The 25949-nt window shown below is 57.8% G+C and carries 24 protein-coding genes, 1 tRNA gene and 1 pseudogene; 12 read left to right on the forward strand and 14 right to left on the reverse strand.

Annotated elements, in window-relative coordinates:
- Positions 1-27: 27 nt before the first annotated feature.
- The 3 genes from ACYZTX_RS11265 to ACYZTX_RS11275 form a co-directional block, all read right to left on the reverse strand.
- The gene (locus tag ACYZTX_RS11265) at positions 28-999 is read right to left on the reverse strand and encodes a magnesium and cobalt transport protein CorA (protein ID WP_462034109.1); all 972 of its coding nucleotides are present in this window, start codon (positions 997-999) and stop codon (positions 28-30) included.
- A gap of 132 nt (positions 1000-1131) precedes the next feature.
- Positions 1132-1854 carry a 1-acylglycerol-3-phosphate O-acyltransferase gene (locus ACYZTX_RS11270; protein ID WP_462034110.1) on the reverse strand — a complete coding sequence of 241 codons (723 nt, stop codon included), beginning with the start codon at positions 1852-1854 and terminating at the stop codon, positions 1132-1134.
- Positions 1855-2068: 214 nt separating this feature from the next.
- Entirely contained in the window at positions 2069-2758 is a 690-nt protein-coding gene (locus ACYZTX_RS11275; RefSeq protein WP_462034111.1) for a crotonase/enoyl-CoA hydratase family protein, read from the reverse strand.
- Between the two features lie 308 nt (positions 2759-3066).
- On the opposite strand from ACYZTX_RS11275, the gene ACYZTX_RS11280 reads away from it, so the two are divergent.
- The 7 genes from ACYZTX_RS11280 (at position 3067) to ACYZTX_RS11310 (ending at position 6098) form a co-directional block, all read left to right on the forward strand.
- Positions 3067-3156: transfer RNA gene (locus ACYZTX_RS11280), tRNA-Ser, on the forward strand.
- Positions 3157-3512: 356 nt separating this feature from the next.
- Entirely contained in the window at positions 3513-3833 is a 321-nt protein-coding gene (locus tag ACYZTX_RS11285; RefSeq protein ID WP_462034112.1) for a YbjQ family protein, read from the forward strand.
- A gap of 143 nt (positions 3834-3976) precedes the next feature.
- Complete coding sequence (locus ACYZTX_RS11290) at positions 3977-4159, forward strand: hypothetical protein (RefSeq protein WP_462034113.1); 183 nt, start codon at positions 3977-3979, stop codon at positions 4157-4159.
- A 314-nt stretch (positions 4160-4473) separates the two neighbouring features.
- Positions 4474-4845: a hypothetical protein gene (locus ACYZTX_RS11295; protein WP_059404653.1), complete on the forward strand. Its 372-nt coding sequence runs from the start codon at positions 4474-4476 to the stop codon at positions 4843-4845.
- 183 nt (positions 4846-5028) lie between these two features.
- Complete coding sequence (locus ACYZTX_RS11300) at positions 5029-5463, forward strand: glycine zipper domain-containing protein (RefSeq protein WP_462034114.1); 435 nt, start codon at positions 5029-5031, stop codon at positions 5461-5463.
- Positions 5464-5589: 126 nt separating this feature from the next.
- Positions 5590-5778, forward strand: a complete 189-nt coding sequence (locus ACYZTX_RS11305) for a hypothetical protein (RefSeq protein ID WP_462034115.1) — start codon at positions 5590-5592, stop codon at positions 5776-5778.
- Positions 5779-5885: 107 nt separating this feature from the next.
- Positions 5886-6098 (forward strand): hypothetical protein, encoded by a 213-nt coding sequence (locus ACYZTX_RS11310; RefSeq protein ID WP_462034116.1) that lies wholly within the window; start codon positions 5886-5888, stop codon positions 6096-6098.
- Positions 6099-6241: 143 nt separating this feature from the next.
- On the opposite strand, the gene ACYZTX_RS11315 is transcribed toward ACYZTX_RS11310, so the two are convergent.
- From ACYZTX_RS11315 to ACYZTX_RS11325, 3 genes and pseudogenes are all read right to left on the reverse strand, one after another.
- Positions 6242-6679: a hypothetical protein gene (locus tag ACYZTX_RS11315; protein ID WP_462037022.1), complete on the reverse strand. Its 438-nt coding sequence runs from the start codon at positions 6677-6679 to the stop codon at positions 6242-6244.
- Positions 6661-7056 carry a hypothetical protein gene (locus ACYZTX_RS11320; RefSeq protein WP_462034117.1) on the reverse strand — a complete coding sequence of 132 codons (396 nt, stop codon included), beginning with the start codon at positions 7054-7056 and terminating at the stop codon, positions 6661-6663. The genes ACYZTX_RS11315 and ACYZTX_RS11320 overlap by 19 nt, the downstream gene beginning before the upstream one ends.
- A gap of 2 nt (positions 7057-7058) precedes the next feature.
- Positions 7059-11916, reverse strand: a pseudogene (locus ACYZTX_RS11325) (RHS repeat-associated core domain-containing protein).
- Positions 11917-12179: 263 nt separating this feature from the next.
- On the opposite strand from ACYZTX_RS11325, the gene ACYZTX_RS11330 reads away from it, so the two are divergent.
- Positions 12180-12875, forward strand: coding sequence for an HAD-IA family hydrolase (locus tag ACYZTX_RS11330; RefSeq protein WP_462034118.1), 696 nt, complete (start codon positions 12180-12182; stop codon positions 12873-12875).
- Positions 12876-13013: 138 nt separating this feature from the next.
- Here ACYZTX_RS11330 and ACYZTX_RS11335 read toward each other — a convergent pair whose 3' ends face one another.
- Positions 13014-13760 (reverse strand): 3-oxoacyl-ACP reductase family protein, encoded by a 747-nt coding sequence (locus ACYZTX_RS11335; RefSeq protein ID WP_462034119.1) that lies wholly within the window; start codon positions 13758-13760, stop codon positions 13014-13016.
- A gap of 125 nt (positions 13761-13885) precedes the next feature.
- Here ACYZTX_RS11335 and ACYZTX_RS11340 point away from each other — a divergent pair, with 125 nt between their 5' ends.
- On the forward strand, positions 13886-14809 hold the full coding sequence (locus ACYZTX_RS11340) for a LysR family transcriptional regulator (RefSeq protein ID WP_462034120.1): 924 nt from the start codon (positions 13886-13888) through the stop codon (positions 14807-14809).
- A 129-nt stretch (positions 14810-14938) separates the two neighbouring features.
- Here the strand turns inward: ACYZTX_RS11340 and ACYZTX_RS11345 are convergent, their stop codons facing one another.
- The 3 genes from ACYZTX_RS11345 to ACYZTX_RS11355 form a co-directional block, all read right to left on the reverse strand.
- Complete coding sequence (locus ACYZTX_RS11345; protein ID WP_462034121.1) at positions 14939-15667, reverse strand: aspartate/glutamate racemase family protein; 729 nt, start codon at positions 15665-15667, stop codon at positions 14939-14941.
- 57 nt (positions 15668-15724) lie between these two features.
- Positions 15725-17266: an NCS1 family nucleobase:cation symporter-1 gene (locus ACYZTX_RS11350; RefSeq protein ID WP_462034122.1), complete on the reverse strand. Its 1542-nt coding sequence runs from the start codon at positions 17264-17266 to the stop codon at positions 15725-15727.
- Between the two features lie 454 nt (positions 17267-17720).
- Positions 17721-18461, reverse strand: coding sequence for a phosphoadenylyl-sulfate reductase (locus ACYZTX_RS11355; RefSeq protein WP_282378673.1), 741 nt, complete (start codon positions 18459-18461; stop codon positions 17721-17723).
- 173 nt (positions 18462-18634) lie between these two features.
- Here ACYZTX_RS11355 and thrH point away from each other — a divergent pair, with 173 nt between their 5' ends.
- Positions 18635-19252: a bifunctional phosphoserine phosphatase/homoserine phosphotransferase ThrH gene (gene thrH / locus ACYZTX_RS11360; RefSeq protein WP_462034123.1), complete on the forward strand. Its 618-nt coding sequence runs from the start codon at positions 18635-18637 to the stop codon at positions 19250-19252.
- Between the two features lie 85 nt (positions 19253-19337).
- Here thrH and pabB read toward each other — a convergent pair whose 3' ends face one another.
- From pabB to rloA, 4 genes are all read right to left on the reverse strand, one after another.
- Positions 19338-20675 carry an aminodeoxychorismate synthase component I gene (pabB, locus tag ACYZTX_RS11365; protein ID WP_462034124.1) on the reverse strand — a complete coding sequence of 446 codons (1338 nt, stop codon included), beginning with the start codon at positions 20673-20675 and terminating at the stop codon, positions 19338-19340.
- Between the two features lie 228 nt (positions 20676-20903).
- On the reverse strand, positions 20904-21890 hold the full coding sequence (locus tag ACYZTX_RS11370; RefSeq protein WP_462034125.1) for an alpha-L-glutamate ligase-like protein: 987 nt from the start codon (positions 21888-21890) through the stop codon (positions 20904-20906).
- The gene (rloB, locus tag ACYZTX_RS11375; protein WP_462034126.1) at positions 21890-23425 is read right to left on the reverse strand and encodes an osmotic stress tolerance membrane protein RloB; all 1536 of its coding nucleotides are present in this window, start codon (positions 23423-23425) and stop codon (positions 21890-21892) included. The genes ACYZTX_RS11370 and rloB overlap by 1 nt, the downstream gene beginning before the upstream one ends.
- A gap of 5 nt (positions 23426-23430) precedes the next feature.
- Positions 23431-23967, reverse strand: a complete 537-nt coding sequence (gene rloA / locus ACYZTX_RS11380; protein ID WP_462034127.1) for a retropepsin-like aspartic peptidase RloA — start codon at positions 23965-23967, stop codon at positions 23431-23433.
- 302 nt (positions 23968-24269) lie between these two features.
- On the opposite strand from rloA, the gene ACYZTX_RS11385 reads away from it, so the two are divergent.
- Together ACYZTX_RS11385 and prpB are read left to right on the forward strand one after the other, a co-directional pair.
- Positions 24270-24989 carry a GntR family transcriptional regulator gene (locus ACYZTX_RS11385; RefSeq protein ID WP_461979800.1) on the forward strand — a complete coding sequence of 240 codons (720 nt, stop codon included), beginning with the start codon at positions 24270-24272 and terminating at the stop codon, positions 24987-24989.
- Positions 24986-25876 (forward strand): methylisocitrate lyase, encoded by an 891-nt coding sequence (gene prpB, locus ACYZTX_RS11390; protein ID WP_149420202.1) that lies wholly within the window; start codon positions 24986-24988, stop codon positions 25874-25876. The genes ACYZTX_RS11385 and prpB overlap by 4 nt, the downstream gene beginning before the upstream one ends.
- Positions 25877-25949: the final 73 nt, after the last annotated feature.

Here is a 25949-nt window from a genome sequence, read left to right on the forward strand (position 1 = left end):
ACCGGTTCTCACTGAAAGAACGGGATCCTACAACCACCCGGATTTTTTGAAACTCGCCCACAAACCCACACACCCGACCGCTATAAACCCCAACACTGCGAAATACCCGTAATGCCACGTCAATTCCGGCATGTTCTGGAAGTTCATCCCGTATATCCCGGCCACCGCCGTCGGGAACGCCAGAATCGCCGCCCACGCCGCAAACTTGCGCTGCACCACGCTTTGGCGTGATGCCTCCAGCAACACCCCAACCTCAATGGTCTGGCTGGCAATATCCGCCAGGGTCGTCAGGTCTTCCATCTGCCGCGTGACGTGAATCTGCACATCGCGAAAGTATGGGCGCATGTTCTTGTCGATGAACGGGAAGTTCAGCTTCTGCAGTTCCTCACTGATCTCCACCATCGGCGCCGCATACCGGCGCAAACGCACTACATCGCGACGCAAGCTGTGGAGCTTCTGGATATCGCGTTCATTCAGGTGGCTACACAGCACGTTGATCTCCAGCGCATCGATCTCGGCATGGATCGCTTCGCCCACCGGCTGGTAGTTTTCGATCACGAAGTCGAGGAGGGCATAGAGTACGAAATCTTCCCCGTGCTCCAACAACAGTGGACGCGCCTCACAACGCTGTCGGACATGAGCGTAGGACGCCGAGTGACCGTTGCGTGCGGTAATGATGTAACCGTTGCCCGCAAAGATATGAGTCTCGATGAACTGCAGTTTGCCTTCATGCCGGATCGGCGAATACGTGACGATGAACAGCGCGTCGCCGAAGGTTTCCAGTTTCGGTCGGCTGTGTTTTTCCAGGGCGTCTTCAATGGCCAGTTCGTGCAGGTTGAACTGGCGTTGCAGGTTGGCCAGCTCCTGCGCGTTCGGCTCTTCCATGCCGATCCACACAAAGTGGTCAGGCTTTGCAGCCCAGGCAGCGCCTTCATCGAGGGAGATATTGGTGACTTTCTTACCGGCGCTGTAAACCGCAGCAGCAACAACTCTACCCATGATGGTGGTTCACTTCTTATTAGCAGATGGCAGTGGCAGGCAGTGTTCAGCTTAGCCTTGTCTGTTGTTTGAGAGTCAGTGAAATCTTTAGAGTTCGCTGGCAAAAGAAAACCCGCACAGGGCGGGTTTCTTTTACGCGGCTTGCAGTTGTCGATCCATCGATGCGATGCACTCGCGCATCTGCTCGCGGCACTGGGCAATCAGCAGCGGCATGTCATCCAGGCTCAATCCAGCCGTAGGAATCGCCGGTAGCGAACGGATCAGAATCTCCCCACTGTGCCAACGGTTCAATCGCATGTGTTTAACGTAACTGCTGACACACACCGGAACAATCGGCACCCCGGCAGCAATGGCCATTTGAAAGGCGCCTTTCTTGAACGGCAGCAGCTCTTCGCCCAAGTTGCGCGTGCCTTCCGGGAAGACCCAGATCGAGGTGTCTTGATTCTGCAGCGTGTGGGTAGTAGTCAACATCGACTGGCGCGCTTTCTGCGCATTGCCGCGATCGATCAGCACGTTGCCTGCCAGCCAGAACAACTGACCAAACAGCGGCACCCACTTCAGACTCTTCTTGCCAATACACACGGTGCGGCGGGGCACCACGTTGCCGAACACAAACAGATCGTAGTTGGACTGGTGGTTGGCGATGATCACGCAGCTGTCGGGTTTATCCATCAAGGCTCCGACTTCGGTCTTCACCCGCAGACGCAAAATGCACATCGCCGGCCATGCATAAAGTCGCGCGCACAAACGGCTGTTGTCGGGATTGAACGGTCGGCACAGACCGAGTATCACCCCGAGCACACCGGCCAGAATAAAGTGCAGGCTCATCAACAACATACGAAACACAAAGAGCATTTACAGGCCCCACCGAGACAAAAGGTGGCGCAGTGTACGGATGTGCACTGTTTTCGGCAATTGCCGCTATAGAAGTGGGAGATAGGCGATGTTTGAGCGCATGTTTCCGACTTATGGGTCAGACGCGACCTAGAGCGGTTGTAGGCTTTTCAATAGAGTGCGTAAGAAAAAGCCCGACACGACGGTCGGGCTTTTCGGTTTTCCAGCGTTGGGCTTAAACCAAAAACTCCTGATCCTGGATGATCGCGTTGTCCAGCGTCTCCAGCAGTGCTTTGCGCACTTTCAGCTTGGTGTTTTTGTGAGCGGTCATGTTGATCTTCTTCAACTGACGAGCCGCCGCCAGCGCCGCGCCCTGCAACTCTTCGGCCGACACCACCAGATCGAGGAAGCCGGCATCCACGGCGCTCTGCGGATTAAACATCTCACCGTTGATGACGGAGCGGTGGAACGCCGACTTGCGCAGACGATCACGTGCCAGTTCGATCCCTGCGTGGTGCATGGTCATGCCGATCTGTACTTCGTTCAGGCCAATGCTGAACGGGCCGTCGACACCAATGCGGTAATCCACCGACAACAACAGGAACGCGCCCTTGGCCACCGCATGCCCAGGGCACGCGACGATTACCGGGAACGGGTGCGACAACAGACGACGGGCCAGCGTCGAACCGGCAGTCACGAGCGCCACGGCCTCTTTAGGGCCGGAGGTCATCACCTTCAAGTCATAACCGCCCGACAGAATCCCGGGCGTACCGGTAATGACCACCACCGCACGATCAGTCACCGCCTGATCCAGCGCAGCGTTAAACGCAGCAATCACGTCCGGGGAGATGGCATTGACCTTGCCATTGCTCAAGGTCAGGGTCGCGATACCGTCTTCGAGATGGTAGGAAATCAACTCACTCATGACGCTATTCCTTTGAATAAAGTAGGGCAGACGTTACCCACCGCCGCAGGCAAGGTAAAGCGCCGTGACTGACCACCCAGTCACCCTTATCCCGCCCGGCAAGCGTCGCCCGCCACGCCAGCGGCGCATTCCCCTCTATATAGAAGCGGGGCGCGACGCCGGAGATTGGCCGGTTTGCCATGGCTCGCAACTCCCCGGAACGACTAAATCGCTAACCGCATGAAAATTCTCAAAAAAATATTTGCCATCAGAAAAGCTTTCGACTACATTAGCGCGCCTCGACAGACAGAACATGTTTGAAGAGATACGGTGAAGTGTCCGAGTGGCTTAAGGAGCACGCCTGGAAAGTGTGTATACAAGAAATTGTATCGAGAGTTCGAATCTCTCCTTCACCGCCAAATTCGATGTAACCAAAACCCCTGATTTCGAGAGAAGTCAGGGGTTTTGTGGTTTCTGCTGTCTGGATTTTGTGGATGGCAATGTTATTGACCCAAGCCTATCGGCGAAGGCGCTTCCGAAATTAATGTAGGACGCGTGATAGGCATGTGGGAAGTCATGCTGGAAAGCCAGGTGGCTGGGTGCTTTCATTCTATGTCGACCCGAAAGCCGAGATGGTGATCGTTCGCTATGCCTCGCATCCTGTTGCCAGTAACCCGGCTAACGATCCGGTCACCTTGCCGCGTTTGATGCGCTGGCTCAACATCTGTCAAGGTTGCCTTGAGTCAATATTCCCGAGTGTGAGGAAGGAAATTTAATGATCACCACCACAACCCACACCATCGAAGGCCGACAAATTACCGCTTACCTGGACATCGTCAGTGCCGAGTCGGTGCAGGGTGTCAACGTCATCCGCGATATGTTCGCCGGGATGCGGGATTTTTTCGGTGGGCGCTCTCAGACATTGGAGCAGGCGTTGAAGGAAGCACGGATTCAGGCAACCGACGAACTGAAGGAGCGGGCACGGGCACTTCAGGCTGATGCGGTGGTGGGGCTTGATTTTGAGATCAGCATGCCAGCAGGGAAGGGCGGGATGGTGGTGGTGTTTGTGACCGGGACGGCAGTCAAACTGAGGTGAGTGAGGCTGGAGCCATTCGTCGGGCATGCAACAATCTGAATCACAAGTCCAGTAATGACCGGCTAGTCTCAAAATCCTGGGTGGTCGATATTTTTTAGGCAAATAGTTCTTGCCGGAGTCGACCCTTTTGAGAGGGGAAAGGTATGACTGATCCGTATATCGAAGAGGAAGGGGCAGAGTTTCCGATCAACAATTGCGTCCAGTGTGGCCAAACGGAGTATGTGTCGGGCTTTGGCGAAGACACGGTCCAAAACAAGAAATTGAAAGCTGCGGTGCGCCGAGGGCCCAAGGCGAAGTTTATGCCCAAGGTGCCTACCAGGAAGTGACTATCAACCGTACAGCCCCCCCGCCATTGAGCGGGGTTTTCATTTGGGATTGGACTACAGGTACATAACTAGCTGTTGGTAATTTTTTTTCACAAACTTTTCACACCTACCTACGTAAGCTCAACTCATCCGTTAGAAAGCAGTACCTGGCCCGTTCCCCAGCGGGCTTTTTTTTGCCTGTCATAAAACCTTTTCTAAAAACGCTGTCCAACCGTCGCCTATAGCGAGGTTGAACCCGTGCGGGTCTGGACTTTGTCTCCTCTAAAGCATTCAATCTCGCCCCTTTCGGTTACTCCTTTTTTGAGGTTCTTGTCATGCGTTTAACACTGCCTGCTCTGGTTCTGGGGCTTTTGGTTGCTCAAGGTGCAATGGCTGCTGGTGACGGCACTGCCGCGATCGGTGGTGGTTTGGGTGGCGCGCTGGGCAATGTGGTCGGCCAGAGTATGGGCGGCAGCACCGGTGCAGCGATTGGTGCTGGTGTAGCGGGCGCAGCCGGCAGCGCTGTTGCCGCACGCAAAGGCAGTCGCACTAAAGCAGCCATTGGTGGTGGTGTCGGCGCGGCCGGCGGTTCGGTGATCGGCAACAGCCTGGGCGGCAAGACCGGTTCCACCATCGGCGCAGGCTTGGGCGGCGCATTGGGCGGCGGCGTGGGCAGCAACCTGGCCAAAGGTCACAAGCGTCACTGATCCTGATCGCTAAGTTCAAAACGCCCGGCCTAATGCCGGGCTTTTCGTATCTGGATGTTTCTTCTTCATACTCTTTAGGTCTACAGCTGTCCAACGAACAGCGCTGACGTGAAGAAGAAGATAGACTCACGCCATCCGTAACGCGTTCTCTTACCCCCGATACGGAATTTAGAGGTTCATATCATGCGTTTGACATTGTCCACGTTGGTTCTGGGACTTTTGGTCGCTCAAGGTGCAATGGCAGCCGGTGACGGCACCGCTGCAGTTGGCGGTGGTATTGGCGGTGCGTTAGGTAACGTGGTCGGCCAGCAAATGGGCGGTAGCACGGGTGCAGCGATTGGCGCCGGTTTGGGCGGCGCGGCAGGTAGCGCGGTCGGCGCAAACAAAGGCAGTCGCACAGAAGCGGCGATTGGTGGTGGTTTAGGGTCGGCTGGTGGCTCGGTGATTGGCAATAGCCTCGGCGGTTCTACCGGTTCGACCATTGGCGCAGGCCTTGGCGGCGCGGCGGGCGGGGCAGTCGGCAACAACTTGGGTCGCGACAGCGACAGCGGCAGTTCGCACTCCGGTAGCGGTCACAAACATAAGCACAAAAATAAGCACAAAAACAAACATCACTGAGTGCATCGAGCTACACCAAAAACCCGGCCCTGCGCCGGGTTTTTCGTTTCTGGTAGCAGGAATCTGGAACGTTTGCTCGCAGGTCGCCTCGAACTTCATACACCCCAGAACGTTGTGAGGCATGCCATGACTCCTGAAACCGAAGGCAAGGAAGAAAAAGGCCCGAGCGGGCTTCCGTTCATTAACGATCCGGGTAACGAAGACCCTGGCTCGCTGATGGATGACGCAACGGTGCCGCTCAATGATTCCGATGATGCAGGTGATGTAGGAAATATCGAGTTTGAAGACGAGGATGAGGACCAGGACGACAATTGACCATGCTTGGCGACACACTCGACCGATCGTCTCTCAGATCGAACGCATGCATGGCGCGATCCTCGAAATGTCAGGGCCTGCTTTTCAGGCCCCTCGAGAGGTGCTTTATGAACGCTGATCCGAAAGACGCCGACATCGACGAAACACCAGAGTATCCATTGCCTTCACCGACCGATTCCCTGAGTCGCGATCAACGTCCGCCGGATGATGACGCTGGTGTGGAGCAAGTGCCGAGCGACGATGTGAAGCGCTCTGATGTGGAAGCAGGCCTGGAAGATCCAGACAGTGCCGGTGATGGTCGTTCGGAGGGCCGAGTTTAGGTAGATGTATACGAGTCGATGCGTAATCGTTAATGCGATACCCATGCCCAGCTAATTGCTGGGCTTTTGGAGGGCGTTAATTTTTTACGTGCTAGCACCCCATGCTAGTGCGCTAGCCGACCAAGTCGGGGGGATACACCAATTTATTCTGCCAACGAAGTGATCCAGCGATTGTAAAAATCCCTTTGTTGTTGAATATCATGTGTGATGTCGTTTTCTTCGAAGTCAAAAATGTTGACCACGTCTTCATTTTTAGCCGGTTTCCCCATCTGAAGTTCATACGCCACTACACCGCCAGACATTTGGGATGACATACGTGAAGGGTAAACATTGAGTTTGGCGCCCTTGCATAGAAACTTTACTTCTGGAAAGTCTGCTCGCAGCAGTCCAAGGCATGCGTAAAGATCCTGGGCTGTATATGTTCTTCTTAAGCCGTTTTCCATTATGAAAGTTAAGGTCCGCTTTTGCCGGTCACATTCGATAGTGGCTTTTCTAGTGATTCCGTGGGTGTTGATAGATATTTCTATCGTATTAAATAGATTTGTCCATTTGACTTTCTTGATTACTCCGTCTCTAGCGATTGTAGCCAAGTTTTATAAAATTCTTTCTGTTCTTCCAATGTCTTTGCAATATCATTTTCCTCGTAATCGAATATGTGAACTATGTCGTTGAATGTTGCGGATTTTCCCATTGTTAGTTCGTATGCGACGAATCCACCACTCATTTGAGAACACATTCTGGATGGGGTTACATTAAGTTTGGACCCTTTGCATAGGAATTTCACACGTGGAAGATCATGCCTGATTTTTGCCAGGCATAAATAAAGGTCTTCGCTTTCATACTTTTTACGAAAACCATTTTTCATTGTGAAAATTATAAATATTTTAGCAACATCAAATTGCAGTTGTGCCTGCTCCGTATGATCATCAACGACTATGGATATGCTGATGGTTTCCATTTTTATCTCCTGCTTGGGTTTGGCGTGGAGTATCCGACATAGGCCCCGTCCTTCTTTAACGGTGTTACACCTAATATGTCTGCGGTATCAATTTTGTCTGGAATCGCAATTTCGGTTTCATCTGCAAACGGAACAAAATTTTTCAGCTCTTTATTGACGTCTCTGCCGTCAATTTTTCTCAATGTGTACAAGAAACCTTTTCTTGTTTCAAATCTTGTACCAAATTGGATGGCAGTACGCCGGGATGGAGATGTGCTGATGAAATTGCTTGGCGGATCATCGCTGTCAATAGCATGAAGCAATAGGTCGCGGCTTTCCCCTTTACTCCGAAATCCCGTTCTGAATATTTCCTCGGGGTGCTTCGAATCTCCTCGATAGAGATATTCAGTTTTTACGCCAGGTACGGGAGCTGTTACTTCCCCCTCACCAACCTTAATCTTCCCAACCGGATCCTCATCCCCAAACGAAGGCCTCTTACACCCATCCCCTCCAGGACACTCATTCAACCCCAGCGGATCAACCCACCCCGTCGGACTCCGCGTGTACTGATACCCGTTTAACCCACCCGCCAACCTACTCGGATCCGGTGTCAGATACCGTCCAACATCCGGATTGTAGTAGCGATGCCGGTTGTAATGCAGGCCCGTTTCCGCATCGAAATACTGCCCCTGAAACCTCAACGGCTGATCAAGCACCTGATGGGTGTCGCGGTTGAGGCGGGTCAGGCGGCCATACGCTGTGTATCGGGCGGCCCAGATGATGTCGCCGCTGTAGTCGGTGAGTTCTTGCGGTGTGCCGAGGTGGTCGAGTTGGTAGTAGAACGGGCAAGCCTTTTTCGGGCCTTTTCCGTCGAGCATCGCCAGTGGGCGGAAGCTGCCCGGTTCGTAGACATAGCTGCGGTAGTGCTCGCGACTGCTTTCGGTGACGAGGTGGTCGCCCTGCCAGAAGAATTCGGTGGTGTTGCCGTCGACAGTTTTGGCGATGCGGCGGCCGAAGGCGTCGTAGCGATAACTGGCACAACGTCCATCCGGCAACGTGACGCCTACTAACCGGTGCTGACAGTCGTAACGGTACTCGGTGACCAGTTTTTGTGCGGTGCCGCGGCGCTCGCGGATCAGGTTTCCAAAGGCGTCGTAATCGTAATGGCGGTCGCCTTGTATCAATAGGCGATTGCCTTTGACGGTGGTCGGGCCTGGACGATCCTGCATCACCAGGTTGCCGGCCGGGTCGTGGGCGAAGCTTTCGGGCTGTTGGTCGCGGGAGTGTCGGACGCGGATCAGGCGGTCGAGTAGATCGTATTGATAGCTGCGTTGGCCGTGACGGCTGTCGGCGATGCTGTCGAGATTGCCGTTGGCGCTGTAGGCATAGTCGCGGCGATACAGCGGTTGTTGCTGTTGGCTGACGGCGTGAGCCTTCAGGCGACTCTGATCGTCGTAGGCATATTCGCTGAGCAACAGGCCTTGCTGGCGGTTTTGTTCGCGGCCGGAGGCAAAGTGGTGGGTGGTGAGTCGGGCGCCATTGAGGTCGATGGCCGTCAGCGCACCTCCCTTGGCGTTGTGGTAATCGAGTTTGCTGTTGTCCGGCAGGCGCAGGTGGTTGAGCTTGCCGCAGGCGTCGTAGGCATAGCGCAAAGTGCCCCAACCCTGATGCTCGGTGATCAGGCGATTCTGTTGGTCGTACTCGAACTCCAGTGGGTGATCGTTGCTGTCATCGACGCTGACCAACCGGCCGAGGCTGTCATAGCGATACTCGACGTTGACACCATCGGGCAGGTTTTTGACCAGCAGACGTCCAGCCGAATCTCGTTGGTAACTTGTAAACAGCTGTGTGCCGTCATCGCCGAACTCGGTTTTCTCCAGCAGGTGGCCGTTGAGGTCGTAGGCATACCCCGTGCGTCGGCCGTCGAAACCAATTTCCTGTCGGATCAATCCGTTGGGTGTGTAGTCCAGTCGATAGTGTTCGCCGGATTCGTTTTCGATTTCCGTCAGCAATAGCTGCGCGTTGTCGTAGCGATAACGCAGTTGCGTTCCGTCAGGGTTGATACGGCGACTGACCAGATGCAGGTCTTCGTCGTACTCAAAACGGGTGACGCGCCCCAGTTCATCGCGTTCGGCGGTGATCTTGCCGTAGGCGTTGTAGCTGAAAGCGCGGCTGGCGCCTGTGGGAAGAATCGTCTGGATCAAACGCCCGACAGCGTCCCATTGGTATTGGGTGACAGCGGCGTGTTCATCCTGACGGGTAATCTGACGGCCCAAAGCGTCGTAGGAAAACCGTCGCTGGCCACCGTCCGGCAAGGTCTCTTCGAGCAGTTGCCCTAGGGCGCTCCACCCGAAGACATGCCGACTGTTGTCTGGATAACGGATCGACAGCACCCGTCCTTGAGCGTCGTAGTGATAGTGAGTGACATGGCCGTCGGGGTCGGTCGCTTCAGTGACATCGCCCTGAGCATTGCGCTGATACTTCCAGACCGCTTTACCGCGATAGCGCGCGTGCAGGAAACCGTTGCGATACTCGTAGGACGTCGGCTCGTCTTCCGGCGGGATCAGCGCGACCAGCCGCCCGATCTCGTCATAGCGGTATTGGGTAATCGCCCCCAATGGATCCTGTTCGGCAATCAGCCGACCCTGGTCGTCGTAGGCCTTGAGGTGTTCGCCACCATCCAGCCCGACCTTGCGCACCAGCCGCGCCCGATCGTCGTGGACGTAAACCTCTTCGCTGCTCATCGATGTTCTGAACGGTGACACTGCCCTGGTCATCCCAGGCATACCGCGCATCCATCTGCGAAAACGACGCCCAGTGGCGGATGCATCGGGCAGCCTTGCCGGACCTTTCCCACTCCCAGTAGAAACTTGCTCCGCCGGCCAACTGCCGCTGCAGAATCACGTGCTGCTCGTCGTAGTCGTACCGTTCGCTTTCGCCGGCGGCATTGGTCGCTTCGATCAAGCGCTGACAAGCGTCGTAGCGGTAGGCAACCAGTGTTTGCTCGGTACGCCAGGCGTCTTCCAGGGTGTCGGCCGGATGAAAACGTTGATACTCGACGGCGACCAGGTGCCGGCGGTCATAGCGCAACAGCAGGGAGCGCCCGGCGCCGTTGTCGAGGCGCTTGATCCTGTCAGAAGTGTCCCGCTGCACTGTCAGCCGATTGCCATAGGCATCGCTGATGGCCGTCAGACGTCCTGCACGAAAGTGGAAAAAACGCGCTTTTTCGCCAGCCAATGCAAGGACCAGCTCTTCCGGCTCGTCTCCCAGATAAATCGCCGCTCGCGACAGGCTGTTGTGAATCGCCGGGCGCTCGACACTCGGAAGAGGAAAAGTCGTACGACGGCTTTCGTGGTCGGTCCAGACGACCTGTGCTTCATTGATATCCAGCCGATGTGCGAGGGAATGGCTCCAGCCGAATCCGAGCCCGCAATCGATCTCCACCGCACTGGTGCGATAGAGGCGGGTGAAATCGAACGGCAAAATCCCGTCCAGCGAACCATCGGTCAGCGTGAGCAGTTCTTCGCCCGTGACCATCGATACCGGACAGCCATTGGTACAGGTCAACGGTCCGCAATCGGCGCTGTCGCCGTTGGGGTTTTTCGCCTGATCGGGAGCATCGTCACGATGTTCCTGACGAACCAGGCGGGTCATGGCCTCTGACTTGTCGCGAGCAATTGCGACCGGGTTCTTTACCCGCACAACCGGTGCAGCCCCCGCGCTGATCTGCAGTGACACTTCGGGTGCGGGGTTCAGCGGAACATGCCGGGCGCTGACGGCGAGGGGTTTGAGTACGCCTGCGTGGGCGGTCAGGTCGGACTTGGCGGTCAGTTCGGCCAGCCGCAAACTCGCGGCCGCCAGCCAGTTCCGTGCTCGCTCCGACTTGACCTTGTTCAGCACCTTGGCACTTAGGCCAAGTTTCAGTCCTGTAGCGCCGGTGAAGCGCGCCAACAGCAATCCGATCAATATTCCTGTGCGAATTTCCGCCACGACCTCAGCGATATGCTGCGGCGGCAACATCCTCAGCCAACTGGTGATCGCCGCGAGATGAATGAACATCAACGGCTCATCGCTCAGCATCAGCAACACGTTGGCAATGGTCTCGGCCGAAGCGTCCAGCAGCGCTTTAAGTTCGACCTCGGTCAGGTACTCAAGGAGCTTTTCGCTGTTGGCTTGCAGGTCCGCGATCAAGGCGTAGACCTGCTTCACGTCATCCCACAAACCATTCAGCGAGTTCTCGAAACCGCGCCAATCAGCCTGTTGCAGCAGGCGGTAGCGTTCGCTGAAAGCGGCCTCAGAGAACTCCGCCCACGAGCGTTCGAATTCGGTCGCCCATTCGTTTCGCAGCCAGCCTTCCAGGTCGCTGATGACGCCTTGATAAGAGGCATAGAGCGCTTTGACGTGATTAGCGCAAACGTCGGGGAAAAAGGTGATGCGATACCGCAGGCTGCGCTCGCAATCGGGGATTTCCAGGATGCCGCTGGGGCCGATCTCGCGGTAGATCGGTTCGCCAAACGTGCCTTCAGAGATGAACGGCTCAAGCATCACTGGCGTATTGCCGATCGGCACAAACCGCGCGGCATCGAACATGTGCACCAGGGTCAAAGAACCACTGGCAGAGCACGCAGCGACTGTCGAACTGACAGGCGTGGTGGAGTTCTTCGGCGCGACAAGACGAACTTCGTTACCCACCTTGAACACTTGCTCGACATCCAGTGTCTTGCCGGTCCAGAAACTTTCAGCCCAGGCGTCGTAGTCGTTGAGGCAAAGACGAAAATCACCGAGCAGCGCTTCGACGTTCGGCTGCTCAGGATTCATGGCGGCGACCACCAGCAGCCCGATGGTGTTATTCAAGGCCAGGACCTTGTCAGGAACGAACATTCACAGTCTCTCGCGTGGATCAATTCAGAACGCGGGACTTTGCGGAGGATCGGCGTGGAAAGAAGTCGGGAAAGTAGGTGTTTGGTGTAGGGGAAATCGTTAAATGACGAAGAGCACTTCGGCGCAGGTTTTAGTACCGCTCAGGCATTGCCCGTTGCCCTATGCCAGCCGCGCTCGCTATGCTGCTGAAACCTTTAATCGATCGCGGACCCGGCCGTACCTGAGCCGCCTCTGGGATGTCATTAGAAAACGGATCAGATGCGATGAATGCACCGCTGAATGAGTTCGGCCCGATCAAGGCCGTGATTTTTGATATGGACGGCTTGTTGCTGGACACCGAGGGCATTTACACCGAGGTCACGTCCATGATTGCCGCGCGTTACGGTCGAGTCTTCGACTGGAGCGTCAAACAGAACATCATCGGCCGTGGCGCAGGTGATTTGGCGCGTTATGTGGTCGAGGCTCTGGAGTTGCCGATTACCGCCGAAGAGTTTCTGGTGATCCGCGAACCGCTGATGCGCGAGCGTTTTCCTACAGCGTTGGCGATGCCTGGCGCACAGGAGCTGGTTCGGCACTTGAAGGCCAACAACATTCCGATCGCGGTGGGCACCAGTTCTTCGCGTCAGTCGTTCGGCCAGAAAACCACTTTGCACCGCGACTGGTTCGCCCTGTTCGATTTCATCGTGACGGCCGATGACCCGGAAGTCGGCGCGGCCAAACCGGCGCCGGACATCTTCCTCACGGCGGCACGGCGCCTGGGTGTCGCGCCCGAGGATTGCCTGGTATTCGAGGATTCGCCGTTTGGTGTAACAGCGGCGAAAGCGGCGGGGATGACGGCGATTGCGATCCCGGATGCGGCGATGGCGGACGAAAAGTACGCACACGCCGATGGCATTCTTCGTACGCTGACGGCGTTCAAACCGAGCGCCTTCGGCCTGCCGGCGCTTGAATGGGCTTGATGCGATAGGTGCTAAGACACTGGTAAATGTGGGAGCGAGCCTGCTCGCGATGGCTGTGGATCAGGCAACATTGATGTCGGCTGAACTACCGCTTTCGCGAGCAGGCTCGCTCCCACATTTTGTATTGCGTTTAACTCATCAGGCGCCGAAACCACCGTCTATGGTCAGGCTGGCACCGGTGATGTATCCGGCTTCGGGGCCGACGAGGTAGGCAACGAAACTGGCGATTTCTTCCGTTTTGCCGTACCGACCCACCGCCATCAACGGGATCAGGCTTTCGGCGAAGTCACCGCTGGCCGGGTTCATGTCAGTGTCGACCGGGCCTGGTTGCACGTTATTGATGGTGATCCCGCGCGGGCCAAGGTCACGCGCCAGGCCTTTGGTCAGGCCGACCAGCGCCGATTTGCTCATGGCGTAGGGGCCGCCACCGGCGAAGGGCATGCGGTCGGCATTGGTGCTGCCGATGTTGATGATGCGACCGCCTTCGGTCATGTGTTTGGCCGCGGCCTGGGTGGCGATGAATACGCTGCGCACGTTGATCGCGAGGGTCTGGTCGAAGTCTTCGAGTTTGAAGTCTTCCAAGGGGGCAACGGCCAGCACTCCAGCGTTGTTGACCAGAATGTCCAGGCGGCCAAAGGCTTTTACGGTGGCGGTCACGGCGTTGCGGATGGCCTCGGCGTCGGCGCTGTCAGCCTTGATGGCGAGGGCTTTGCCGCCGTTACCGGTGATGCTGTTTTGCAACTCTTCGGCTTTGGCCGTGGAGCTGACGTAGGTGAAGGCAACTGTCGCGCCTTCAGCAGCCAGGCGTTTGACAATGGCGGCGCCGATACCGCGGGATCCGCCTTGAATCAAAGCCACTTTGCCGCTGAGGTTCTGAGTAGTCATATCGATCTCCAAAGTCCCGAGGCGAAATGTCTCGGTTGATGGAGCCTAGTATCGATGCAGGATTACAGGCTGTGTAGACGGTAATTGCGATAGTCTGTGTAAACCAAAAGTTTATAGTGGCGCTTATGGAAACCTTCAGCAGTATCGAATGCTTCGTGCGCAGTGCCGAGGTCGGCAGCTTCGCCGAAGCCGCCCGCCGGCTGAGTCTGACCCCGGCGGCGGTGGGCAAGAGCGTCGCCAAACTCGAGGCGCGACTGGGTGTGCGGCTGTTTCAGCGCAGCACTCGCAGTCTGACGCTCACTGAAGCGGGTCATTTGTTTCTGGGCGAAGTGAGTTCCAGTCTTCACACGATCCAGAACGCCGTGGCCAATCTGGCCAGCGCCGAGGGGCGACCGGCGGGAACACTGAAAGTCAGCATGGGCACGGTGTTCGGGCGTTTGTACATCGTGCCGTTGCTTGGAGGGTTTCTACGTCGATTTCCGGCGATCAACCCGGACTGGCATTTCGATAACCGTCAGGTCGATCTGATCGCTCAGGGTTTCGATGCGGCGATTGGTGGAGGATTCGAGCTGCCGCAGGGCGTGGTGGCGCGCAAGCTGACGCCGGCGCATCGGGTGCTGGTGGCATCTGCGGAGTATCTGGCGGGGCGTGAGGCGATCGTCGAGCCGGATGATCTCAAACATCACGATGGCATCCTGATTCGGTCGCCGCAGACCGGTCGTGTGCGCTCCTGGCAATTGACCAGTCGCACTCAGCAACACAGCCCGCTGACGCTCAAGGCTCGGATGACCATGAGTGATTCGGAAGCGGCGTGTGCCACGGCGGCTCAAGGGTTGGGCATTGCGCTGGTGAGCATGCCGTTTGCCGTGGGCTATCTGGAGGCGGGGACCTTGCAGCGAGTATTGCCCGATTGGTACGTCGACGATGGCAACATTTCTATCTATTACGCGGAGCACAAACTGTTGCCGGGCAAGACCCGGGCGTTTGTTGATTTCATCATTGAGCAGTTTGCGGAGCAGGGGTTGGGGCGGCGGTTTAGTGCGCTCTGAGTCAGGCTCAAGACCGAGGTGTTGCCTTCGCGAGCAGGCTCGCTCCCACATTGGAATTGTGAACGACATAGATCCCTGTGGGAGCGAGCTTGCTCTGGGCGGCGATCCGACGAAGAACGATAACGCGGTCTACCGACCAGACCGCTCCGCCCAACCAATAATCTTCTTCGGCCGCGGCGTCGCATAAGTCCGCACCTTGGAAGTCGACAAGCCCAACCGCACCAACGACTCGGCAATGGTCACCGCCGCCGTCACACCATCCACCACCGGCACGCCAGTGCGCTGACGAATCTGTTCATCCAGCCCGGCCATGCCGCCGCAGCCCAGGCAAATCACCTCGGCCTTGTCTTCAAGCACGGCCAGCTCCGCCTGACGAACAATCGCCTCCAGCGCACGTTCGGGATCGGACTCCAGCTCCAGTACCGCCAGGCCACTGGCCCGCACCGATGCGCAGCGGTCCCAGAGCCCGGACAGTTTGAGGCGATCCTCAATCAGCGGCACGGTACGATCCAGCGTGGTGACCACCGAGTAGGCATGGCCGAGGAACATGGCGGTGCTGGCCGCTGCATCGGTGATGTCCACCACCGGCACGTTGAGCAGCTCCTGCAAACCCTCGCGGCCGTGCTCGCCGTAACCGGCCTGGATCACGGCATCGAAGGGTTGGTCGTAGGACATCACCCGGTCCATCACCGCGATGGCGGCCAGGTAACTTTCGAAATTGCCTTCAATGGAGTCGGCACCGAAATAGGGCGTCAGGCCGATGATTTCCGTGCCGGGCGCAGCCACGGACTGGGCCGAGCGTGCGATGGCCTGGGTGATGGATTCGGTGGTGTTGACGTTGACCACGAGAATTCGCATGGGTAGTCCTTATAGCGGGGTGGTTCTGCGGCCCGACGGTGCCGGGCCGCCAAGGGATTAATGGCTGACGTTATCGACGGCGATGGCTTCGCCGCTGACGTCTGCGTAATGGGGCTGCCGTTTGGCGATGATCAGGTAGAGCGTCCCGGCAATCCCGGCACCGATCAGCCAGGAGAAGGGCGATACGCTGTCGAAGCCCGGTACCAGCGCCAGGACGATAGCGATCAGCGCGGCAGGAACAAACGCCGCGACGGCGCGTAAATTGACACCGCGGCTGTAGTAATAAGCGCCGTTGGGATCTTCGCTGTACAACTGCGGCACGTTGACCTGACCTTTTCGTACGAGCCAGTAGTCGACCATGATCACGCCGTACAACGGGCCGAGCAGGGCGCCAAGGCCGGACAGGAAATACACGATCACCAGCGGGCTGTTGTAGAGGTTCCATGGCAGGATCAGCACCGCGATGGTCGCGCTGATCAGGCCGGCGCGGCGGAACGTCAGGTACTTGGGCGCCAGGTTGCTCAGCACGAAGGCCGGGGCGACGAAGTTGGCCATGATGTTCACCGCCACGGTGACGATCAGGAATGCCAGGCAGCCGAGCACCAGAAAGAAGGTGTTGGGAATCGAGGCGATAATTTCGGTCGGGCTTTCGATGATCCGGCCGTTGATCTGAAATTGCGCGCCGCAGAGCAGGACGGTGATGATGGCGAACATCAGAATATTCACCGGCAGGCCCCAGAAATTGCCGACCTTGATGGTCTTGCGGCACGGCGAAGAACGCGCGAAGTCGCAGAAATTGAGGATCAGCGTGCCGTAGATCGACAGCCACAACGCACCGCCGGCAAAGATGTTGCGCCACATCTCGGCGCCGGTCAGCGGTTCGCGGATCGACCAGGCGATGGTCGCGTTGGCCTGGGTGTACATCCACCCGGCGAGGGCTGCGACGGTCAGCAGAATCACCGGCCCGGCGAACGCCTCGTAGCGCCGCACCATTTCCATGCCGTAGGCGAGAATTGCCAGTTGCACAAACCAGATCGCGACGAAGCATACCCAGCCCAGGCTCGATAGGCCGAGGATCGAGTTGTGGTCGTAGTCAGCGAAGCCTGGATGAACCGCTGTCAGCAATACTCGAAAAACCACCGAGGCGAGGTACGTCTGAATTCCGAACCAGGCGATGGCGATAACGGCGCGGATCAACGCAGGAATCTGCGCCCCGTGAATACCGAAACTGATCCGGCTGATGACAGGAAACGGCACGCCGGTCTTTTGCCCCATGTAACCGGATAGGTTCATGAAGCTATATACCAACGCCGCACCGATCCCCAGGGACAGCAGGATTTGCCAGCCACCCAGCCCGAGGGCATACAGCCCTATGGCGAAAGAGTAATTGGCGATGTTGTGAACGTCGTTGGTCCACAGGGCGAAGATGCTGTAGCGGCCCCAGCGTCGACCTTCGGCCTTGGTGGGCGCCAGGTCCTTGTTGTGCAGGCGAGGGCTGAGCACGACGGGTTCTTCAAACGTTTGGTCGGGAGTGGTTGAAGTAGGTGGGAAGGAGGGCAGATCCAGCGCGATGTTGTTATTGGAGAGGCTAGTACGCATTCCGGCAGGCTCCGAGCTTGGCACCGCGATGACTGTGCATGAGCGTTGGCTCGACAAATCTTCGTCGCGGGCAGTCAGCATCATTGGTTACGGGGCATCTGCAGCCTGTACGGGATAGGGCGCTTCAGGCTTGCGGATCTAAAGTGTGTGTATGTTTTGGCATGATTGTATACAAAACATGTATGCACTTAAGCCAGATCCATGCCAGATCCCGATCTATGAATTTCATCGCTAATTTCGTTTTGTTATCAGTTGTCGATAAGTAGCTGAAATAAAGACGATATAAATTGACCACTTGAACAGGTATTTATTTTTCAGCAGAGTTTGTACGAAAGGTCGACTGAGGAAGTCAGGGCGGGAGTGTGTAACTTTTGGGGGCGTAGAAATGAAAAGTGCACACACAAATGGCACCTATGGTGACAGTCGTGTGTACACATTTTTTGTAGAGGGGGGGTTAGGCCTTGGATTTACTGATGATGTTGCCTGCGTGCAAGCCGCATTCTTTCTGCGTTGCCTCTTCCCACCACCAACGACCTTCGCGCTCGTGCTGGTTCGGCAACACCGGACGGGTGCACGGTTCGCAGCCGATGCTGATGAACCCGCGTTCGTGCAAGCTGTTGTACGGCAGCTCCAGCATGCGGATGTAACCCCAGATCTCCTCGCTGGTCATTTGTGCCAGCGGGTTGAATTTGTACAGGGTGCGTTCCGGGGTGGAGAACGCGCTGTCGATTTCCAGCACCGCGACGGCGCTGCGAGTGCCAGGGCTTTGATCCCGACGCTGGCCGGTGGCCCAGGCCGTCACGCTGGAGAGCTTGCGACGAAGCGGCTCGATCTTGCGGATGCCGCAGCATTCGCCATGGCCGTCCTTGTAGAAACTGAACAGGCCCTTTTCCTTCACGAACGGTTCCAGTTTCGTGTAGTCCGGCGACACCAGTTCGATGTCGATCTTGTAGTGCTCGCGCACCTGATCGATGAAACGGTAGGTCTCGGGGTGCAGGCGGCCAGTGTCGAGGCTGAACACTTTGACGTTCTTGTTCAGCTTCCAGGCCATGTCCACCAGCACCACGTCTTCGGCGCCGCTGAAAGATATCCACAGGTCATCGCCAAACTCGGCGAACGCGAGTTTCAGGATGTCCTGGGCGGATTTGTTGGCATAAGTCGTGGCGAGTTCCACGACATCGAACGATGGGCTCATCAGGGCGGCTTCCTACAGGTCGGTGGCGCTGGGCGCTCTATATGGCCCTGATGGTAACAAAATCCTGCAGCCGCTGGCGCGCACTCTGCGTTGCGCGGGCCTGCCTGAGTCGCTAGAGTTCGGCAGTCCTTTTGCTCGCTCGACTCAATAATCAATACAAATGGGAGTGTCTTGTGGAAATTGCCTGTCTGGATCTTGAAGGTGTACTGGTCCCGGAAATCTGGATCGCCTTCGCCGAAAAAACCGGGATTGAATCCTTGAGGGCTACCACCCGGGACATCCCTGACTACGACGTGCTGATGAAGCAGCGCCTGCGGATCCTTGATGAGCATGGCCTGAAGCTCGCCGACATTCAGGAAGTGATCGCCACGCTCCAGCCGCTGGACGGCGCCATCGAGTTCGTCAACTGGCTGCGCGAGCGCTTCCAGGTGGTGATTCTGTCGGACACGTTCTACGAGTTTTCCCAGCCGCTGATGCGTCAACTGGGCTTCCCGACCTTGCTTTGCCATCGTCTGATTACTAACGATGCCGGGCGGGTGACGAACTATCAATTGCGTCAGAAAGATCCCAAGCGCCAGTCGGTATTGGCCTTCAAGAGCCTTTACTACCGGGTGATCGCGGCGGGGGATTCCTACAACGACACCACGATGCTGGGTGAGGCGGATGCGGGGATTCTGTTCCATGCGCCGGACAATGTGATTCGCGAGTTTCCGCAATTCCCGGCGGTGCACAGCTTTGAAGAGCTGAAGCAGGAATTCATCAAGGCTTCGAATCGGGCGTTGAGTTTATAGTCGTTTTCGAAGACGCCTTCGCGAGCAGGCTCGCTCCCACATTGGAATGCGAACCCCTGTGGGAGCGGGCTTGCCCGCGATGCTTTTAGAGGTTTTGAAGGGTATCGAGCAACACCTTCACTTTGGTAATCGATTCCTGATACTCGGCCTGCCACTCCGAGTCCGCGACGATTCCGCCACCGCCCCAGCAACACACTTGCCCATCCTTGACCAGCAAACTGCGAATCGCGATGGAGCTGTCCATCTCGCCGCGCACGTCCAGATAGAGCAAAGACCCGCAGTACAACCCGCGCCGAGTCGGCTCAAGCTCATCAATGATCTGCATCGCGCGAATCTTCGGCGCACCGGTAATCGAACCGCCAGGGAAGCTGCCAGCGATCAGGTCCAGCGCATCCCGGTCATCCGCCAGTTCCCCGGTCACGCTGCTCACCAGGTGATGCACGTTCGGGTAGCTTTCCAGGCTGAACAACTCCGGCACCCGCACCGAACCGATACGGCAAGTACGGCCGAGGTCATTGCGCAGCAGGTCGACGATCATCAGGTTTTCCGCGCGGTCCTTGGGACTGGCCAGCAGTTCGGCGGCGTTTGCCGCATCTTCTGCAGCGGTCAGCCCGCGAGGGCGGGTGCCTTTGATCGGGCGGGTTTCGACATGGCGTTCGCTGACTTTGACGAACCGCTCCGGCGACAGACTCAGCACCGCGCCGCCGTCGGGCAGGCTCTGAAAACCGGAGAACGGCGTCGGACACGCCGCCCGCAGCGCGCAATACGCAGCCCATGGATCGCCCTGGCACTGTGCGCGGAAACGCTGGGCGAAATTGACCTGGTAGCAGTCGCCAGCCTGGATGTAGTGGTGAATGCGCTCCAGCGCGTGGCGATACTCGTCAGCGCTCAGGTCGGCCTTCATCGGGGCTTTCAACTTGAACGGCTCGACTGCTTCAGCTGAAGGCTGACTGAACAGTGCGATCAGACGCTGACGTTCGCTGTCGATCAGCGATGGGTGGAAGACCAACTGACTGGTACTCAGTTGGTGATCGCTGATCAGTGCCCAGTCGTACAACCCGAAACGTGCGTCGGGCAGTTGCAGATCGTCCTGCGCCTGACTCGGCAGGTTTTCCAGATGCCGACCGAAGTCGTAGCTCAGGTAACCGATCAAGCCTCCCGCGAAGGGCAGGTCAGCAGGTACCGTCGCTTCACCGAGTCGTGTCAGATTGTCGCGAAGGCGTTGCAGGAAATCGCTGCCACTTTCGTCAGGCAACACCGCCAGTTGTTCCAGCGGCCAGGCGCTGAGCAGGTCATAACGCCCACGCTCGGCAGTCGGCCGGCCACTGTCGAGCAGCACGGCACCGGGTGCATGACGAATCGCCGCGAAGTACTCGGCGGGGTTGGCGCGATAGGGGAGCGGGTGTACGGAACAGGTCAACATGGGCGGGGCAGATCAGCCAACGAGGCGGGGGGGGGCGATTGTAGTCCTCTCGGGGAATTGCTCCTAGAGGGCATGTCGGGGTTTGGCAGATTGGGGGCAGGCGTTGGGTGCTGTAGTGACTGGGAGTCAGTCTTCGCGAGCAAGCCCGCTCCCACACTCGATTTGTGTCACACCGCAGATCAAATGTGGGAGCGGGCTTGCTCGCGAAGGGCGCGCCGCGGTTCAGGATCAGCCTTCTACAGCAGGAATATGCCCAAACATCTCCTGCACAAACGCCACGCGTTCTTCAACCGTCTCGGTCACCCCGCGAGCCTTCAACGCTTCCAGCCGCGCTTCTACCGCATGGGTGCGCAACGTCAGCCCGCAATCATTGGCAATCTGAATGTTCAGCCCTGGCCGGGCGTTGAGCTCAAGAATCAGCGGTCCTTTCTCCTGGTCCAGCACCATGTCGACACCGATGTAACCCAGCCCGCACAGCTCATAGCAGCCCGCGGCAAGTTTCATGAAACCGTCCCAGTAGGGCAGTTGCACGCCATCCACCGCGTTGGTGGTGTCCGGGTGTTTGGTGATGATGTTGTTCAGCCAGGTGCCGCGCAATGTCAGGCCGGTGGCGAGGTCGACACCGACGCCGATGGCGCCCTGGTGCAGGTTGGCCTTGCCGCCGGATTGGCGGGTTGGCAGCCGCAGCATGGCCATCACCGGGTAGCCCATCAGCACGATGATCCGAATGTCTGGCACGCCTTCATAGCTGATGCTCTTGAAGATCTGGTCCGGGGTCACGCGGTACTCGATCAGCGCCCGATCCCGGTGACCGCCCAAGGAGTAGAGGCCGGTGAGGATGCTGGAAATATGGTGCTCGATTTCCTCATGGCTGATGATCTTGCCGGACACCGTGCGATAGCGGCCCTCAAAACGGTCGGCAATCACAATGATGCCGTCACCGCCCGCGCCCTGGGCCGGTTTGATCACGAAGTCGTTGCGCCCGCCGATGATGCCGTCGAGGTTGTCGATTTCTTTCTCGGTGGAGATCACGCCATACAGTTCCGGTACATGAATGCCGGCGGCGATGGCGCGTTCCTTGGTGATGATCTTGTCATCGACAATCGGGTACAGACTGCGCTTGTTGTACTTGAGCACGTAGTCGGCGTTACGCCGATTGATCCCCATGATGCCCCGGGCTTCCAGGGCCTTCCAGGTTTTCCAGAAGCCGAACATCAGGCGTCAGCCTTTTTCAGGAAAGCCTTGAAACGCACCAGTTCGGTCAGGCGGTAGCCGCGATAGCGACCCATCGCCAGCATGAAGCCCACCAGGATCAACAGGATCGCCGGGAAGGTGAACACGAAGTAAACCAGCTCCGGAACGCTCATGATCAGGTGCGACAGCGACGCGGCAAACAGCGTACCGATTGCCACTTTCATGGCGTGGCCGGAACCGCGTTCTTCCCAGGTAATCGACAGGCGTTCGATGGTCATCGTCAGAATCACCATCGGGAACAGCGCCACCGACAACCCGCGTTCCAGGCCGAGTTTATGGCTGAGCAGGCTGATCGCCGCAATCAGCACCACCACGAAGGTCAGCACCACCGACAGCCTCGGCAGCATTTGAAGCTTCAAGTGCTCAAGGTAGGAACGCAGTGACAGGCCCAGCGCCGTGATGATCGTAAACAGCACAATACCGAAGCCGAGCTGGGTTTCCCGGAACGCCAGGGCGATCAGCACGGGAGTAAAGGTGCCGAGGGTTTGAATACCGATCAGGTTGCGCAGGATCAGGATCACCAGCACGCCGATCGGGATCATCACCATAATCATGAAGGTCTGCTGGGTTTGCAGCGGCAGGCCGTACAGCGAGTATTCGAGGAAGTTGGCGTCGGTGTTTTCGTCGGTCAGCTTGGCCAGGCGAATCGCATTCATCTCGCTATTGTTCAGGCTGAACGTCACGTTGGCTTTCTTGCCGCCATCGACGGTGATCAGGTTTTCGTCGCCGGTCCACCACAGCAGGCGGTCGGTGGGCAGGCCCTGTTCACCGGTTTCCGGGTTGAAATACAGCCAGTCAGTGCCATTGAAACTGCGCAGCCAGAGTTCCGGCGTTTGCGGCTGGTCGGCCACCAGGCGGATGGTGTGGACCTTTTCCACCGGCACGTGGGCGATGGACAGCACCAGCTCGACGATTTTGGCCTTGTGCCCGGCGGACGGATCGCCAGCCAGCAGCAGCTTCACGTTGTCGTCGTTGAGATTGTTGACACGCTTGATGGCTTCGCCGATGAAGGTTTCGACGTCGGCCGAGTGCTGGCGAATGGGCGCAAGGAGGGCTTCGGCGGCGACTTTTTCCGCGCCTTCAACCGCAATGCTATCGCGGAAGGTCGGGCCTTTGATCTTGGATTTTTCGCCGGTGTAACGCTTGGTCAGCACCAAGCGGTAATAAAGCGTCTGATTGCCCTTGGCTCGGCGCGCCGACCAGGTGACCTTGCGGTTGCCGTCGGCACGGTTCACGGACACGCCGTAGTTGTTGGAAATGAAACTCTCGTTGAGGCTGACGTAATCGCGGCTCAGCGGCGGCACGAACATCTGGATCTTGACCGGGTCCTTGGCGCTGGCGACGAACTCGACTTTGGCGTCGATGTTCCATAAGTCGTCGGTGGCGTCTTCGGTCACTGGAATGCCGAGCACGAAGATCTGATAGGCCGTGACTGAAATACCCAGCACCACCAGGATGGCGATCAGGAATTTCAGATGGAGGGTAAGAGAGCGCATTGGAATTACTCTGCGGTATGAGCGTCGGTGGCGCAGGCGGGTTTGCCAGCAGCGTATTTAAGACTGGGGTCGACCAGCGCATCGAAGCGTTTCAGTGCTTCGGAGCCGATCAGGAGCGGGTATTGGAACGCGCTGCGGTCGGTCAGGTTCACTTCGATACTGCGTAAAGCCGAACCCATGCAGATATCCAACTCGATGACCGGACGGGCGGTGTACTTCTTGCCTTCTTCCGGGTCGAAGTCGCCGGCCCGGCGCTTGATCTTGCTGACCCGGGCCAGTGGCCGTTCGATGGGGTGCGAGTGCGCAGTGTCAATCGCCAGATAAAAACGCACCCAGGACTCGCCATTGCGTTTGAAGCGTTTGATGTCGCGGGCACTCAGGGACGCGGTTTTCGCCCCGGTGTCGAGTTTGGCGGCGACTTCCAGGTCGATGCCCCCCAGGGAGGCGTACTCGTTAAGGCCGTACACGGTCTTTCCCCCCGCCGCGGCGACACCTGGCAGGCAAAGAAGATAAAGGAAGGTGGGGAAGGGCTTGAGTCTCATAAATCCTGGTGCGCAGCGGTCCGTACTTCTATTCAAGGCCTTGGCATCGCTGCGCAAGCTCCCTCGTATGCCTATCAACTGTTTATGACAAGCAGTGCAAATGTCACAAACAAATGCGGCCGGCATTCTAGCACGGTGGTTTTATGGCGCCAGCGCCGGGAGGCGGTCATAAACAGAGGGGCTGCGTCGTTATGGTGCTGTCGGTTATTAGACGATTGTCGACAATACCTATTTATCCTTTGACTAAAAGGTCTGTCTTCGCTAGTTTTTGCCGCATCAGCTTTCAAGGTGTCGACAATATGCTGGATCAACTCGATCCCCCGGTCATTGCTCAAGACGATTCCGAGACACTTTCCGAGAACGTCTTCCGACGCATTCAGGCGGCCATCGTCAAGGGCGAGATCGCCCCAGGCAGCAAGATCTCCGAGCCGGAACTGGCGCGCACCTATGGCATCAGCCGCGGGCCGCTGCGCGAGGCGATCCACCGTCTGGAAGGCCAGCGCCTGCTGGTTCGTGTGCCGCACGTCGGGGCGCGGGTGGTGTCGCTGAGCCACGCCGAGCTGCTGGAACTCTACGAGATCCGCGAATCCCTCGAAGGCATGGCCTGCCGTCTGGCAGCGGAGCGCATGACCCTCGAAGAAATCGACGAATTGCGCCGGGTCCTCGAAACCCATGAGCGTGATGCGGCGTTTCAGGCCGGTGTCGGCTACTACCAGCAGGAAGGCGATTTCGACTTCCATTACCGAATTATCCAGGGCAGCGGCAACCGCACCCTGACGCAGATGCTTTGCGGCGAGCTTTATCAACTGGTGCGCATGTACCGCATCCAGTTTTCCACCACACCCAATCGCCCGCGTCAGGCCTTTGCCGAGCACCACCGAATTCTCGATGCCATCGCCGACCGTGACGGTGAGCTGGCCGAGTTGTTGATGCGCCGTCACATCGGCGCCTCCAAACGCAATATTGCCCGTCACTACCAGGACGGCGCTAACCCGACAGCCACTCAACGAGGTGAGTCATGAGTTTGAACAAGAGCACTCCAGGCCAGCGTTTCCGCGATGCGGTCGCCAGCGAGCATCCTTTGCAGGTGGTCGGCGCGATCAACGCCAACCACGCACTGCTGGCCAAGCGCGCCGGTTTCAAGGCTATTTATCTGTCCGGTGGCGGGGTGGCTGCTGGCTCCCTCGGCGTGCCGGACCTGGGCATCACCGGCCTGGACGACGTGCTGACCGACGTGCGTCGCATCACTGACGTCTGCGACCTGCCGCTGTTGGTGGACGTGGACACCGGCTTCGGTTCCTCGGCGTTCAACGTCGCGCGCACCGTCAAGTCGATGATCAAGTTCGGCGCGGCGGCGATTCACATCGAAGACCAGGTCGGCGCCAAGCGCTGCGGTCACCGTCCTAATAAAGAGATCGTGTCCCTGCAGGAAATGGTCGACCGCATCAAGGCTGCCGTCGATGCGCGCACCGATGACAGCTTCGTGATCATGGCCCGCACCGACGCCCTCGCGGTGGAAGGTCTGGAATCTGCGCTGGATCGCGCCGCCGCGTGCATCGAGGCTGGCGCCGACATGATCTTCCCGGAAGCCATCACCGAACTGGACATGTACAAGCTGTTCGCCAGCCGCGTGAAAGCGCCGATCCTGGCCAACATCACCGAGTTCGGCGCGACGCCGCTGTACACCACCGAGCAACTCGCCGCTGCGGACGTGTCGCTGGTGCTATACCCATTGTCCGCGTTCCGCGCGATGAACAAGGCGGCGGAAAACGTCTACACCGCGATCCGCCGCGACGGCACGCAACAAAACGTCATCGACACCATGCAGACCCGCATGGAGCTTTACGATCGCATCGACTACCACACCTTCGAGCAGAAGCTCGATGCGTTGTTTGCGGCGAAGAAATAGAGATCAAAAGATCGCAGCCTCGTTTCACTCGACAGCTCCTACAGATTCTCAAACAAATTCAAGATTGGAGACA

The sequence above is a fragment of the Pseudomonas sp. MDT1-17 genome, from assembly GCF_054898105.1.

What these genes read in the sequence shown, in the direction of transcription:
- ACYZTX_RS11265 (WP_462034109.1), bottom strand. Translation starts at nt 999, where the DNA reads ATGGGTAGAGTTGTTGCTGCTGCGGTTTACAGCGCCGGTAAGAAAGTC.
- ACYZTX_RS11270 (WP_462034110.1), bottom strand. Translation starts at nt 1,854, where the DNA reads ATGCTCTTTGTGTTTCGTATGTTGTTGATGAGCCTGCACTTTATTCTG.
- ACYZTX_RS11275 (WP_462034111.1), bottom strand. Translation starts at nt 2,758, where the DNA reads ATGAGTGAGTTGATTTCCTACCATCTCGAAGACGGTATCGCGACCCTG.
- ACYZTX_RS11285 (WP_462034112.1), top strand. Translation starts at nt 3,513, where the DNA reads ATGATCACCACCACAACCCACACCATCGAAGGCCGACAAATTACCGCT.
- ACYZTX_RS11290 (WP_462034113.1), top strand. Translation starts at nt 3,977, where the DNA reads ATGACTGATCCGTATATCGAAGAGGAAGGGGCAGAGTTTCCGATCAAC.
- ACYZTX_RS11295 (WP_059404653.1), top strand. Translation starts at nt 4,474, where the DNA reads ATGCGTTTAACACTGCCTGCTCTGGTTCTGGGGCTTTTGGTTGCTCAA.
- ACYZTX_RS11300 (WP_462034114.1), top strand. Translation starts at nt 5,029, where the DNA reads ATGCGTTTGACATTGTCCACGTTGGTTCTGGGACTTTTGGTCGCTCAA.
- ACYZTX_RS11305 (WP_462034115.1), top strand. Translation starts at nt 5,590, where the DNA reads ATGACTCCTGAAACCGAAGGCAAGGAAGAAAAAGGCCCGAGCGGGCTT.
- ACYZTX_RS11310 (WP_462034116.1), top strand. Translation starts at nt 5,886, where the DNA reads ATGAACGCTGATCCGAAAGACGCCGACATCGACGAAACACCAGAGTAT.
- ACYZTX_RS11320 (WP_462034117.1), bottom strand. Translation starts at nt 7,056, where the DNA reads ATGGAAACCATCAGCATATCCATAGTCGTTGATGATCATACGGAGCAG.
- ACYZTX_RS11330 (WP_462034118.1), top strand. Translation starts at nt 12,180, where the DNA reads ATGAATGCACCGCTGAATGAGTTCGGCCCGATCAAGGCCGTGATTTTT.
- ACYZTX_RS11335 (WP_462034119.1), bottom strand. Translation starts at nt 13,760, where the DNA reads ATGACTACTCAGAACCTCAGCGGCAAAGTGGCTTTGATTCAAGGCGGA.
- ACYZTX_RS11340 (WP_462034120.1), top strand. Translation starts at nt 13,886, where the DNA reads ATGGAAACCTTCAGCAGTATCGAATGCTTCGTGCGCAGTGCCGAGGTC.
- ACYZTX_RS11345 (WP_462034121.1), bottom strand. Translation starts at nt 15,667, where the DNA reads ATGCGAATTCTCGTGGTCAACGTCAACACCACCGAATCCATCACCCAG.
- ACYZTX_RS11350 (WP_462034122.1), bottom strand. Translation starts at nt 17,266, where the DNA reads ATGCGTACTAGCCTCTCCAATAACAACATCGCGCTGGATCTGCCCTCC.
- ACYZTX_RS11355 (WP_282378673.1), bottom strand. Translation starts at nt 18,461, where the DNA reads ATGAGCCCATCGTTCGATGTCGTGGAACTCGCCACGACTTATGCCAAC.
- pabB (WP_462034124.1), bottom strand. Translation starts at nt 20,675, where the DNA reads ATGTTGACCTGTTCCGTACACCCGCTCCCCTATCGCGCCAACCCCGCC.
- ACYZTX_RS11370 (WP_462034125.1), bottom strand. Translation starts at nt 21,890, where the DNA reads ATGTTCGGCTTCTGGAAAACCTGGAAGGCCCTGGAAGCCCGGGGCATC.
- rloB (WP_462034126.1), bottom strand. Translation starts at nt 23,425, where the DNA reads ATGCGCTCTCTTACCCTCCATCTGAAATTCCTGATCGCCATCCTGGTG.
- rloA (WP_462034127.1), bottom strand. Translation starts at nt 23,967, where the DNA reads ATGAGACTCAAGCCCTTCCCCACCTTCCTTTATCTTCTTTGCCTGCCA.
- prpB (WP_149420202.1), top strand. Translation starts at nt 24,986, where the DNA reads ATGAGTTTGAACAAGAGCACTCCAGGCCAGCGTTTCCGCGATGCGGTC.